Source organism: Verrucomicrobiota bacterium JB022 (assembly GCA_030673845.1).
In the GTDB taxonomy this organism is placed as follows: domain Bacteria; phylum Verrucomicrobiota; class Verrucomicrobiia; order Opitutales; family Oceanipulchritudinaceae; genus WOUP01.
The window spans coordinates 37,868-50,245 of the sequence record JAUTCQ010000003.1; the positions used below are offsets into that span (position 1 = coordinate 37,868).

Below are 12,378 nucleotides of genomic sequence, written 5' to 3' on the forward strand. Positions count from 1 at the left end.
CTAATCTTAGGAAGATGCGGGGCGGCGTCAACTGCGAGCGTGCGCCCATCCGTGTTTCATCCGCGCTCATCCGTGGCAGAAAAACCTCTCTACATACCCCCGCCTTCACCCCAAACCATTCGACAACGGGCACTTCCCGGCGTAGGTTGCCCGTTTGCACCATGGGCGAAATTCACATCAAGGGCGCGCGGCAGCATAACCTGAAAGACGTGGAGGTGCGCATCCCGCGCGACCAGTTGACCGTGATCACCGGGGTGAGCGGCAGCGGCAAGAGTTCGCTCGCCTTCGATACCCTCTACGCCGAGGGCTACCGGCAGTATATCGACAGCCTCAGCCCCCGTGCGCGCTCGGTGCTGGAGCAGTTGCCGCGGCCCGATGTCGACTTTATCCACGGCCTCTCGCCGGTCATCGCGGTCGAGCAGCACCGCAACGCCGGGGCCAGCCCGCGCAGCACGGTTGCGACCGTGACGGAGATTGCCGACTACGCGCGCCTGCTCTGGTCGGTGGCCGGGGAGGCGCATTGCCCCAAGGATGGTGGCCGGATCATCCGCCGGAGCCTCGACGACGCGGTCAACTACCTCCTGCAGCTCGGCCAAGAGCGTAACGGCCCGCGTGCGATGTTGCTCGCGCCCTATCTGGAGGCCAAGCCCAGCGTGCTGCGCGGCGAGTTGCCCCACCTGCGGCAGCGGGGCTTCCAGCGCGTGCGCGTGGCGGGCAAGATCGTGGAGATCGACCAGGACGACGCGCTGCCCGGTGGTGCCAAACCCCTCCAGCTCGACCTCGTGATCGACCGCCTCGTGCTGCGCGAAGACCAGCGCTCCCGCATCGCAGATTCGCTGGAGCTGGCCTTCCGCGAGGCGCAGGATCAGGCGCTCGTGTTGGTCGAGGCCCGGGAAGGGCAGGGGGACACCCTTTGGACCGACGAGCAGGGCCGCGTGTGGCAGGAAGTGGTCGTGAGCCAGCACCTCGCCTGCGAAATCTGCGGCACGACCTACGCCCCCGTCACGCCCAAGACCTTTTCGTGGAACCACCCCGACGGCGCGTGCCCGACCTGCGGCGGCCTGGGCAAGATGATGCGTTTCGAGCCCACGCTGCTCGTGCCCGATCCGTCGGTGTCGGTCAAGAAGGGCGCGATCAAGCCCCTGCGGCTCGGGTCCAAGCGCATGATCATCCAGCACAACGCGATCCTCAAGCAGTTGGCCGAGCAGATGTCGTTCGACCCCAACCTGCCGTGGCAGGACCTGCCGGAAGACGTGCGCGAGCGGATCCTCTACGGCGCGGGCGACCGCGTCTTCCAGTTCAAGCTCAAGCCCGGCAACACCAAGCCGGAGGAGAAGCGTTGGGAGGGCGTGCTGGCGCTGATCGACGAGATCCGCCGCGAGACGAGCAGCGACGGCCTCAAGGCCCGCCTCGTCACCTACCAGAGCAGCGGCGAGTGCCCGGACTGCCATGGCGCGCGCCTGCGGGCGGAGGCGCGGCACGTCTTTGTGGCCGGGCATACCTTCAACGATTTCCTCCAGCGCGACCTCACGCACGCCTACAGCTTCGTGCAAAGCCTGGAAGCCGGGGCGGGGCAGGATTACGAGGCCTTTGCGGACGTGGTCAGCGGCTTGAAGGGCCGCTTGCACTTTCTCAACGAAGTCGGCCTCGGCTACCTCTCGCTCGACCGCGAATATGCGAGCCTCAGCGGTGGCGAGGCCCAACGGGCGCGCCTGGCCACTCAACTCGGCCTCGGGCTGGTGGGGGTGACGTATGTGCTCGACGAGCCCACCATCGGCCTGCACCCGCACGACACCGCCGCACTCGTCCGCACGCTGCAGGACTTGCGCGACCGGGGCAACACGGTGGTCGTGGTCGAGCACGATGAAGACGTGATGCACCCGGCGGATTACCTGCTGGAGTTTGGCCCCGGAGCGGGCGAATACGGCGGCCACGTCATCTTTGCCGGCACGGTCGATGCGGCCAAGGGCGACAAGAAGTCGCTCACGGGCCGCTACCTCAGTGGGCGCGTGAAGGTCGAGAAAAGCACCGATACCCTCCTGCCGGGCCGCCTCAAGGTGCCGGAGGGCACCGACATTGCCGTGCCGCGCGACCACATCGAGCGCGGCGACCGCGCAGGCTGGGTCGTGATCGAAGGCGCTTACGAGCACAACCTGCGCGACTTGACCGTCGCCTTCCCGGTGGGGCTGCTGACCTGCGTGACGGGGGTCTCCGGCAGCGGCAAGAGTACGCTCGTCAACGACATCCTGGGCGATGCGGCGGCGCGCGCGCTGAATCGGGCCAAGAGCATCCCCGGCCGCCACAAGGGCTTGCTTGGGCTCGATCACTTCGAGAGGCTGGTCCGGGTCGATCAGGAGCCGATTGGCCGCAGTCCGCGCAGCAACCCGGCCACGTATACCAAGATTTTCGACGAGCTGCGCGCGCTCTACGCCCAGACGCCCCTCTCCAAGGTGCGCGGCTACGGGCCCAGCCGGTTCAGCTTCAACGTGCGCGGCGGGCGCTGCGAGCGGTGTCAGGGCGACGGCATGATCAAGCTCGACATGCAGTTCCTCAACGACGTTTACACCGAGTGCCCGAGCTGTCACGGCCAGCGTTACAACCGCGAGACGCTCGAAGTGCGCTTCCGGGGCTTGAGCATCGCCGAAGTGCTCGGCCTGACCGTCGACGAGGCTTACAACGTCTTCCAGCGCGTGCCCAAGCTGGCCCCCAAGCTCGAAACGCTGCAGGCGGTGGGCCTCGGCTATCTGCGGCTGGGCCAAGCCGCGCACACCCTCAGCGGCGGCGAGGCCCAGCGCATCAAGCTGTCGCTCGAGCTGAGCAAACGCAGCACCGCCCCAACGCTTTACCTGCTCGACGAGCCGACCACGGGCCTGCACTGGGCCGACATCCAGCAGCTGATGGACTTGCTCTTCCGCTTGCGCGACCAAGGGCATACGGTGATCATCATCGAGCACCAGGTCGACGTGATCCGCCTCGCCGATTGGGTCATCGACCTCGGCCCCGGCGGCGGCGATGAAGGCGGCGAGCTGCTCTACGCCGGGCCACCTTCGGGTCTGAAAAAGGTCGAGCGCAGTCGTACGGGCAAGTGCTTGTAGAAGCCATGCACCGCTCGCGTCCGATCAACACCGTATTCCTCGTCGTCGTGCTGGTCCTCGGGCTCAGCACGCGCCGCCTGCCGGAGCTGTGGCCGCCGGTCATTCAAGCCTATGGCGGCGATACGCTCTGGGCGCTGTTTGTGTATCTGGGGATCGGCTGGGTTTTCGTCCGTTGGTCGCCGAATCGTGTCGCGCTGGTGGCCTTGAGTTTTTCGGTGCTGATCGAGCTCAGCCAGCTCTACCACGCGCCATGGATCGACCAAATCCGCGCCACCACCCTCGGCGCGTTGATCCTCGGCCACGGTTTTCTCTGGAGCGACCTCGCTTGCTACGCGGTGGGCGTGGGCATGGGTTGGGTGATGGAAGGCGGCCCGCTGCGCCGAGAGGGGGCCAATGCGGCGTAGCAACAGGCTGGCACCCGTGCGGGTGCATATCGTTTTGTGACGTTCTACCGGAAGTCGCCTGGCGGCGACATCACGGCTAGCCGCTGGCATCCTGCGGATGCTGGACCAATAGCTGGAGTCGGAACCTTATCTGTCCAACGCGCTTTTGGAGTGCGGTGCTCTGCACCGATCTGGATGATGTATTCGCAAGGGCCACCCATACCCGAGGCTCAAGCGGAGATGACCGCTTGGCGGGGGATAATTCCAGCTGAGACCTGCCTGCTCGCGAAACCAAATCGGCGCGGAGCGCCGCACTCCCAGATTGCGTTAGGAAGTTTGTTCGCTGTCTACACCCGGCAGTCTTCCGGCATGGGCATGCGGTAAAACTCTTCGTATTCGACGCTGCCGAATTCCTGATCCTTGATGCGCTCCATCAGCTGTTGCCAGCGGGCATCCTGGGGGCGCGGGTAACCTTCGGCGCGGGCGACGCGCTCCGGGTCGGTCTCGACAAAGATGAGAATATCCCGCCCATGGATGAAACACGAGAAATCGGTCACGCCGAGGTCTCGGTATTCCGCCTCCAATTCGGGCCAGATGTTTTCGTGCGCGCGCAAGTAGGTTTCCACCTGCCCGGGGCGCAGACGCTGTTTCAGGATCACACGGTGCCGCATATCAAAACTGGCATTCAGCACGAATCGCGCCACGGCATCAGGCGGTCAAAAACGCCCAATCGACGGCCAAAAAAGCGCAGCCTGCCGTTGCATTAGTGCGGTAAGGTAGCACTGTTTCCACCATGATACGTCTCGCCATTGTGGGCACGGGGAGCATGGGGGCTAACCATATCCGCCAGTTCCAGAAAATCGCCGGCTGCCAGGTGGTGGCACTGTGCGATGTGCGCCTGGAGGCCGCCCAGGCGCTGGCGCAGGAATACGGAGTGCCGGAAGCATTCGGCAACGTTACGGACCTTGTCCGCAAGTGCGCTTTCGATGCCGCTGCGGTGGTCGTTCCCGACCGTTTTCATGTAACGGTTGCCTTGGAGTTGCTGGCGGCGGGCAAGCACGTGCTCTGCGAAAAACCCTTAGCCGAAAACTACGCAGATGCCTCTAGAATGGCCGAGGCGGCGAAGGCGGCAGGGGTGATCAATATGGTCAATTTTTCTTACCGCGACCTGCCCAACCTGCAGGCGGTGGCCAATCTTTGCCGCAGCGGCGAGTTGGGCGCGATCCGCCACGTGGAGGCCCGCTATTATCAGTCGTGGCTCGTTTCGAAGTCCTGGGGCGACTGGCGCACGGAAGACCGCTGGCTCTGGCGGCTCTCCTCCGAGCACGGCAGCAAGGGCGTGTTGGGCGACGTGGGGGTGCACATCCTCGACTTCGTGACCTTCCCCACGGGCCACTTGCGCAAGCTCTACTGCAACCTCAAGACCTTCCACAAGGCCCCGGGCGACCGCATCGGCGATTACCCGCTGGATGCCAACGACACCGCCAGCATCTTCGGCGAGCTGGAGAACGGCGCGCAGGCCATCGTCCACACCACTCGCTACGCCACGGGCCACCAAAACGACCTTACGCTGCACGTCTATGGCACCAAGGGGGCGGTGCGGCTCGATCAGGCCAAGTCGCCGCTGGAGTATCACGTGTGTCTGGGGGAGAACGTGGACAAGTTTGAATGGGAGACGGTTTCCGCCCCGAAGACGCCCAACAACTACTTCCGCTTCATCCAGAGCATCATGACGCGCGAGCAGGACCAGCCCGACTTCGCACGCGGAGCCGAGATCCAGAAGGTGCTCGATGCCTGCTTTGTCAGCAGCGAGCAACAAGCCTCCATCACCCTTGACTGATTTTTCCACATGGCCCACCCAAACCATCAGGACATCCGCCTCGGCACCCTCGCGCCCGGTCGCGGCAACCCAGCCTCGTATATCCGCCAGATCCTGCCGCATGGCTTCGAGTGCTTTCAGCTCACCTTTGGCGGCAACGTAGAGGGGCTCGACCTCGGTCGTATCGCGCATGAGGTGAGGGAGGCGCTGGACGGCACGGGCGCGTTTATCTCGGGCATCGGTGTCTACGCCAACCCGCTGGGCGACCGCGAGGAAGACACGCAGACCCGCCGGGCGTGGGAGCTGTTGATCGATCACGCGGAGGCTTTCGGCTGCTCGCTGGTCTGCGGTTTCACGGGCCGCGTGCGGGGCAAGCCGATCCCGGAGTCCATCGGGCGCTATCAGGAGGTATTTGGTCCGCTGGCCGACCGCGCGGGCAGTAAGCGCGTGCGCCTCGCATTCGAGAACTGCCCGATGGGCGGCACCTGGCAGACGGGCGACTTCAACATCGCGCACAACCCCGACGCCTGGGCCCTGATGTTTGAGGCGCTGCCGCACGACAATATCGGCCTCGAGTGGGAGCCCTGCCACCAGATGACCCAGTTGATCGACCCGCTGCCGCAGATCCGCGAGTGGGGTCACAAGTTTTTCCACTTGCACGGCAAGGACGCCACCACCCGTTGGGATCTCGTGAAAAAGCACGGTGCCTACGGCAAGGAGCGCGTCGTCCACCACCGCACGCCCGGCTTTGGCGACAGCAACTGGACCGACGTGATCAGCGAGCTGCGTATGATCGGCTACACCGGCACGATCGACATCGAGGGCTGGCACGACCCCGTCTATCGCGACGAGCTGGAGATGACGGGCCAGGTCCACAGCCTCCACTACCTCAAGCACTGCCGGGGCGGGGCCTTCATCGCCAACCCGCAAGTGTGACCACTTGCACGTAGCGGCTTGAAAAATGGGCCTGATGGGCGAGGTTTAGGCGCACCTGTCAACCTCCGCCTCTACTGCCCCATGTCTACGCTTATCAATCGCCGCGATGCCCTGCGTTGGGGCCTCGGCCTCTCGGGCGCCTTTGCCCTTTCCAATCTCGTCTCCGCCGCGCCGCCCAAGGCCTCCCAGGAGGGGCGCGATGCCAACGGCGCGGGCATTTACCACCGCCCGCTGGGAGAGTTCAGCCTCTGGACGGTGTCCGACGGCTTTGGCGCGTTTCCGGTCTACCCGACCTTTGGCGGTCGCACCGGCAGCAAGGATGCTGTGCTCGAAGCGGCCCGCCGCTGGCACCTTTCCGACCCCGTCTACAACAACTTCATGATGCTGGTGGTGCGCACGCCCGACGCCCTCGTGCTGATCGACACCGGCAACGGCGAGGGCAGGGGAGAGAACAGCGGCAAGCTGCTCGCCCGCCTCAAGCAGCTCGGTTTTGCGCCCAAAGACTTTACGCACGTCATCATCACCCATGCGCACCCGGACCACCTGTGGGGTGCGGTGAGCAAGGGCAAGAGCGTCTTCTCGGAGGCGAAATACTTTATCGGGCAGGCGGAAATGCGCTTCTGGAACCGTAGCGACGCCGAGATCCGACAGGCGCCGGAGCAGATGCGCGGCATGCTCACCACCACGCGCGACGCATTGCGCGTGCTCGAGCCGCAGGTCAAGCAGGTGAAAGACGGCGAAGAAGTGCTGCCCGGCTTCACGATGCTGGATATGCCGGGTCACACGCCCGGGCACATGGGCGTCCAGATCCGCAGCGGCGGCGAAACGCTCTACCATGTGGCCGACATCGCCAATCAGGTGCGCCTGCTCTTCGAACACCCAGAGTGGGACTTCAGCTACGACAACGATCCCGAGCAGGCGACTGCCACGCGTCGTCGGGTGCTGGGCCGTATCGCGGAGGAGCGTGCGCTGATCTTCGGCACACATTATACCTTCCCCGGCTTCGGCTACGTCAACCAGACGGGCGAAGGCTTCGAGTATATCCCCGAGCCGATCCAGTTTGGGGGCTGGTAAGCGTAACCCCCTTACAAATCCACTTCCCTAAACTGCGGCTTCTTCGGTGTTGGCGAAGGCGAAGCGCAGCATCACGTCGCCGCCGAGCGTCTCGGTGCGCTGGCGGGCGTGCTCCATGTGGGCGCGGCAGCAGCTTTCGAGGTCGGGGAAATCGAGGGAAAGGCGGTATTGCTGACGATACTGGTATTGGCGCCCCTCGGCGGTCACCCGAATGCGCTGCTCCAGCCACTGGCGCAGGGGAGTAATGGGGGCGTTGCTCTTGGCCTTGGCCAGTAGGCGGAAGTAACACTGCACGCACTTGCCCGGCGTCTGCGGGTGCAGGATGGCCTCGCGAAAATCGAGCGCATCATCCGCCGCCATGCGGTTGGCGCGGACGATGGCGGCCAGAGAAGATTCGAGCTGTTCCAGTTCTGCGTTACCGACATTCATGGTCTCAATGCACGATATTGAGACCGATTTGCAGGAGTGGGGCAAGAAAAAACCGCCTATGCACGTAAATGCAATAGGCGGCGAAAGTTAAGCGGCTAGCCGCGAACGGCTTAGGCCTTCGGCTCGAACTCGCCGCACCAGTCGTTGCTGGCCGTCACTGGGAACTTGGCTTCGAAGGTGGTATTGTCGTCCACCTTAAAGGCCACGGAGCGAGGCGCATAGCGTCGGCATTCGCCTTCGCCGGATTGGAGCGCCTGCCAGTATTGACAGGCATCACAAGCACGAGTCGTCGTTTTGCTGGCAGTAGATTGCATCATAATGCCCTCACTATACACGAATCTGGTAATCGTTCAAGTGGATTGGGTTTACAATTTGTTGATTTTCAATTGCTTGAAATTGCAACTCAGTTTCACCTAGCGCTTTTGAGTGTGAGTCTCTTTAGCGGATGGGCTCTGATATTGAAGGTGGTTTTAAGCCGCAGGTGGACGCAGATTTACACGGATAAATTCAAAAGGGATAAGGGCCTTCTTCAACACGCGAGGTCGGTCGAGTAGTGTCCATGTTCCTGAAGTCGATCTCATCATCTACTTCTCATCCGCGAAAATCTGCGCTCATCTGCGGCTCAATATCATCTTTTCACCTGACGGCACCACCCCGCCTTTCGGCTTGCCGCGCATCGTGGCCCGTCCACACTCTACGGGTTTCTTCTGCCGCCCTGCGCCGGCCCTGGTAGACATGTATCTGAAGGAACTTCGCATCAACGGCTTCAAGTCCTTTGCGCTGCAGACGCGACTCGACCTGCATCCCGGGGTGACGGCCATCGTGGGCCCCAACGGTTGCGGCAAGAGCAACATCGCGGACGCTTTGCGCTGGGTGCTGGGGGAGTCGTCGGCGAAGTCGTTGCGCGCGGGGGCGATGAGCGACGTGATTTTCCAAGGCACGACACACCGGGCACCGCTCAACCTGGCCGAAGTGTTCCTGCTCTTTACCGATTGCGAAAAGGAACTGGGGCCGGGCTATGCCGAAGTGGAGGTGGGCCGCCGGGTCAACCGCGAGGGCGGCAGCGATTACTACCTCAACGGCAAGCGGGTGCGGCGGCGCGACGTGCAGCAGCTCTTTCTCGATACCGGCATCGGGCAGGTCAGCTACTCGTTCATGCTGCAGGGGCAGATCGACCAGATTCTCTCCAACGACCCGGCGGAGCGGCGCGCGATCTTTGAAGAGGCCGCCGGTATCTCGCGCTACAAGACGCAGCGGCGCGAGGCCCTGCAAAAGCTTGAAAGCGTGGACGCCAACCTCGCCCGTGTGACCGACGTGCTGGACGAGGTGAGCCGCCAGATCGGCACGCTCAAGCGGCAGGCGGCCAAGGCGATTCGTTACCGCCGGATCGACCGCCGACGCCGTAGCCTCGACCTTGCGTTGAAGGCCCGCCGTTTCCAGCTGGTGCGGGAAGACGTGGCCGAGCACGAACGCAAGCTGGCCTTTCTGGAGCGCGAGGCCGAGCAGGCGCGTCACAAGCTCGCGCAGGCCGAGGAGGCCATCGCGCAAAAGCGAAACCGCCGCAACCAGCTCCAGGCGCAGGCCCAGCAGCTCCAGCAGGAGGTGTTCGAGGCGCGCTCGAAACGCGATCAGGGCCGCCAGCGCATCGGTTTTGCCGAAGAGCGGCTGGGCGAAAACGGGCGGCGTCGGCAGGAGCTTTCCACGCAGGCCGACCAGATTGAGGACCAGCTTGGCGCGCTGCAGACCCAGGTAGAGGAAAAGCGCGCGTGGCTGGCTGAGCGCAAGGCGGCGGGCGAGGAGACGGAGCAGAATTTTACCCAGCAGGAGCGCGCGCTGGCCGAGCTGCAACGCACGCAGGCCGATACCGAACGCGCTCACAGTCAGGCCCGCATGGTGGTGCAGACCAAAGAGAGCGGGGTCAGCCGCCTGCGTTCGCGTACGACCACGCTGGAGGTGGACCTGAAGACCTTCCAGGCCCGGCACGCGCAGTTGGCGACCGATTGCGAGACGCTGCAGCACGAAGTCGAACGGCTGGAGCAGGAGGCGGCGCAGATCCGCGAAATCTGGCAACAACGCCAGGCCGAGCACCAGCAGGCGCGCGAACGCGTCGAGGCCGTCACTGGGCAGATCCGGGCGGCGCAGGACGCGCGACGCAGCGCCGAGCAAAAGCTGGCCGCATTGGAGCAACAACATACGCGTCAGGAGGGCCAGATCGCGGCGTGGCAGGCACTGCAGGACAAGCTCGAAGGTTTTTCCCAAGGCGCAAAGGCGCTCGTGCAAGGCAAGCTGCAGGGCGCGTTGGCTGCCGGCGAGGCTTCGCTGCTGCTCCAGCACCTGCGCGTGACGGAGGGCTACGGTGCCGCGATCGAGGCCCTGCTTGGCGCAGCGGGGGAGGGCGTGTGGTTGCGCGAAAACGGCCGCGTCAGCCCCGTGATCGAAGCCCTGCGCGCGAAGAAGTTCGACCGCGTGGCACTGCTCTTCAACACCGACGCCCCAGTGCCCGAAGACGTGGCGTTTGACGGCCTGAAGCCCGCCCGCAGCCTCGCCCGCACGGCCAACGAAGACGTGCGCCCGGTGGTCGAGCGCCTGTTGGCGGGCTGCTACTACTGCGCGGACTTGCCGGCGTTCCTGCAGGCGTGGCGCGAGCAGCCGGATTTCCATTTCCGCTTCATCGTCACGCCCGAAGGCGAGCTGGTCGACGGTCGCGGCTTGATTCAGGCCGGTGGACGCAGCGGGCAGGCCCAAAGCTCTTACCTCGAGCGTGCACGCCAGATCGATCAGGCCCGCGAGGCCCTCAAATTGGTGGCCGACGAGGTGCAGGACGCTCGTCAGGCCGTCGAAGTGGCTGCGCGCAAGGTCCAGCACATCGAGCAACAGGCCGAAGAGCAGCGCAAGCGCCTCAACGAACTCGCGCAAGAGCTTTCGACTCTGCAAGGCCAGAGTAACAGCGCCGTCCGCAGCCACGAGCAGGCGGTCAAGCAGCTCCAGCAGCGTCGGCAGGACCTCGCCAAACTCGAGACGCAACGCACCGAATCAGCCCAGCGCCTCGAAACCGCTCAGCAGGAGATGACCGCGCTGGAGCAGGAGATCGGCGCCGCCCAACAGCAGGTGACGCATTATGAGGCGGAGGTCCAGCGCCTGCGGCAGGAGGTGGAGAAGGCCAAGGAGAGCTTTAACGAAGAGCGCCTCGCCCGTGCGGAACGGCGTCAACAGATCGAGCTGGGCCAGCGCGACCTGCAGGACAAGGAGCAGCAGCTCCGCCGCGCCCAGAACGCCCTGCGCCAGCGCCGCGAAGAGGCGACCAACCTGCGCCGCCAGGACGAGGACCTCCAACAGCAACTGTCGACCGCCCGGACCGAAGTCGAGGCCGCAGAAGCGGCCTTGGCCAAGGGCGAGACGCAGCTTGCCACCGCCCGGCAGGAGCTGGAGGCGCTGGACAAGGACGTGACGGTGGTCGAAAAGGGTCTCGTGGCCCAGCGCGAAGGCGTCGACCGCCTGAACAAGGAGCATGGCCGCGTCGAGGTGGCGCTGGCGAAGCTCCAGACCCAGCGCGACAGCCTGTTGACCGAAGCCCAGGGGGCTTACGAGCTGGACATTGCCCGCGAAGACTGGCGTCGCCATTGGCTGGAGGCGGGCGACCCGGTGCCGGAGCGCCTGAAGGTGGAGATCGACGAATGGGAGGCTGACGAAGCGGTCGACGAGCCCGAAGTCGATACGTCACCCGAGGCCTTGCGTGCGGTGCAGGAGCCCGCGTGGGAGCCGGTCGCGAAAGAGGTCGACACGCTGCGCCAGAAGCTCGGCTCGCTCGGCACGGTCAACCTGCTCGCGATCGAGGAATACAAGGAGCTGAAGGAGCGCCACCATTTCCTCAAGACGCAGAGCGACGACCTCTGGCAGAGCAAGGACCAGCTGATGCAGGCCATCGACGAGATCAACACGACTTCGGAGCGCCTCTTTGCGGAGACGTTTGAGCAGATCCGCAAGAACTTCGCCTTCACCTTCGAGCAGCTCTTCGGCGGCGGCAAGGCCGAGCTGAACCTGATCGACGCCGAAGACGTGCTCGAATCCGGCGTCGAGATCATCGCTCAGCCGCCCGGCACGCGCTTGAAGAGCCTGCAACTGCTCAGCGGCGGCCAAAAGACCATGACGGCAGTCGCGCTGCTCTTCGCGGTCTATATGGTCAAGCCCAGCCCCTTTGCCGTTCTCGACGAGCTCGACGCCCCCCTCGACGACGCCAACATCGGGCGATTCTGCGACATGGTGAAGCGCTTTACCGACAAGTCGCAATTCCTGCTCATCACGCACAGCAAGCGCACCATCAGCATCGCCGACACCATCTACGGCGTCACCATGCAAGAGCGCGGCGTCTCCCGCGTGGTCTCCATGCGCTTCAACCACCACAAGGGCGAGGCCGAGGTGGCGTAGGGGGAGGGGGCGGGCCCTTTTTAGCCTGCCAACTTTTTCCCATACCAGAAAATCGCTGTAGCCGCTGAGGTTCATCCCGTGCGTATTCACTAAGTGGCTACGCTCAAACGTGAAGATCATATGTGCAAAATCGCACGTTATCGCTGGCTGGGAAGGTGGATTTTACGCTATTTGGGCAACTGTTGAGCGGTTGGTATAGGCTCGGCTCGGATAGGGG

Annotated in this window: 9 protein-coding genes; 6 read left to right on the plus strand and 3 right to left on the minus strand. The window is 64.2% G+C overall.

The features are described from left to right. Positions 1-161 precede the first annotated feature (161 nt). Positions 162-3,095 carry an excinuclease ABC subunit UvrA gene (gene uvrA, locus Q7P63_01875; protein MDP0498823.1) on the plus strand — a complete coding sequence of 978 codons (2,934 nt, stop codon included), beginning with the start codon at positions 162-164 and terminating at the stop codon, positions 3,093-3,095. Between the two features lie 5 nt (positions 3,096-3,100). Then, entirely contained in the window at positions 3,101-3,499 is a 399-nt protein-coding gene (locus tag Q7P63_01880) for a DUF2809 domain-containing protein (protein ID MDP0498824.1), read from the plus strand. A 326-nt stretch (positions 3,500-3,825) separates the two neighbouring features. On the opposite strand, the gene Q7P63_01885 is transcribed toward Q7P63_01880, so the two are convergent. Further along, positions 3,826-4,182: an L-rhamnose mutarotase gene (locus Q7P63_01885; GenBank protein ID MDP0498825.1), complete on the minus strand. Its 357-nt coding sequence runs from the start codon at positions 4,180-4,182 to the stop codon at positions 3,826-3,828. A gap of 89 nt (positions 4,183-4,271) precedes the next feature. Between Q7P63_01885 and Q7P63_01890 the strand changes: the two genes are divergently transcribed. The 3 genes from Q7P63_01890 (at position 4,272) to Q7P63_01900 (ending at position 7,307) form a co-directional block, all read left to right on the plus strand. Continuing rightward, entirely contained in the window at positions 4,272-5,318 is a 1,047-nt protein-coding gene (locus Q7P63_01890) for a Gfo/Idh/MocA family oxidoreductase (GenBank protein MDP0498826.1), read from the plus strand. Between the two features lie 9 nt (positions 5,319-5,327). Continuing rightward, the gene (locus Q7P63_01895; protein ID MDP0498827.1) at positions 5,328-6,233 is read left to right on the plus strand and encodes a sugar phosphate isomerase/epimerase; all 906 of its coding nucleotides are present in this window, start codon (positions 5,328-5,330) and stop codon (positions 6,231-6,233) included. Positions 6,234-6,314: 81 nt separating this feature from the next. Beyond that, on the plus strand, positions 6,315-7,307 hold the full coding sequence (locus tag Q7P63_01900) for an MBL fold metallo-hydrolase (GenBank protein ID MDP0498828.1): 993 nt from the start codon (positions 6,315-6,317) through the stop codon (positions 7,305-7,307). 27 nt (positions 7,308-7,334) lie between these two features. Here the strand turns inward: Q7P63_01900 and Q7P63_01905 are convergent, their stop codons facing one another. Beyond that, complete coding sequence (locus tag Q7P63_01905; GenBank protein MDP0498829.1) at positions 7,335-7,736, minus strand: hypothetical protein; 402 nt, start codon at positions 7,734-7,736, stop codon at positions 7,335-7,337. Between the two features lie 110 nt (positions 7,737-7,846). Then, positions 7,847-8,053 carry a hypothetical protein gene (locus Q7P63_01910; GenBank protein ID MDP0498830.1) on the minus strand — a complete coding sequence of 69 codons (207 nt, stop codon included), beginning with the start codon at positions 8,051-8,053 and terminating at the stop codon, positions 7,847-7,849. A gap of 418 nt (positions 8,054-8,471) precedes the next feature. On the opposite strand from Q7P63_01910, the gene smc reads away from it, so the two are divergent. Continuing rightward, entirely contained in the window at positions 8,472-12,161 is a 3,690-nt protein-coding gene (gene smc, locus Q7P63_01915; protein MDP0498831.1) for a chromosome segregation protein SMC, read from the plus strand. Positions 12,162-12,378 lie beyond the last annotated feature (217 nt).

Coding starts and splice junctions, on each gene's coding strand:
- Q7P63_01880 (MDP0498824.1), top strand. CDS start 3,101: ATGCACCGCTCGCGTCCGATCAACACCGTATTCCTCGTCGTCGTGCTG.
- Q7P63_01910 (MDP0498830.1), bottom strand. CDS start 8,053: ATGATGCAATCTACTGCCAGCAAAACGACGACTCGTGCTTGTGATGCC.
- Q7P63_01895 (MDP0498827.1), top strand. CDS start 5,328: ATGGCCCACCCAAACCATCAGGACATCCGCCTCGGCACCCTCGCGCCC.
- Q7P63_01890 (MDP0498826.1), top strand. CDS start 4,272: ATGATACGTCTCGCCATTGTGGGCACGGGGAGCATGGGGGCTAACCAT.
- Q7P63_01905 (MDP0498829.1), bottom strand. CDS start 7,736: ATGAATGTCGGTAACGCAGAACTGGAACAGCTCGAATCTTCTCTGGCC.
- smc (MDP0498831.1), top strand. CDS start 8,472: ATGTATCTGAAGGAACTTCGCATCAACGGCTTCAAGTCCTTTGCGCTG.
- uvrA (MDP0498823.1), top strand. CDS start 162: ATGGGCGAAATTCACATCAAGGGCGCGCGGCAGCATAACCTGAAAGAC.
- Q7P63_01900 (MDP0498828.1), top strand. CDS start 6,315: ATGTCTACGCTTATCAATCGCCGCGATGCCCTGCGTTGGGGCCTCGGC.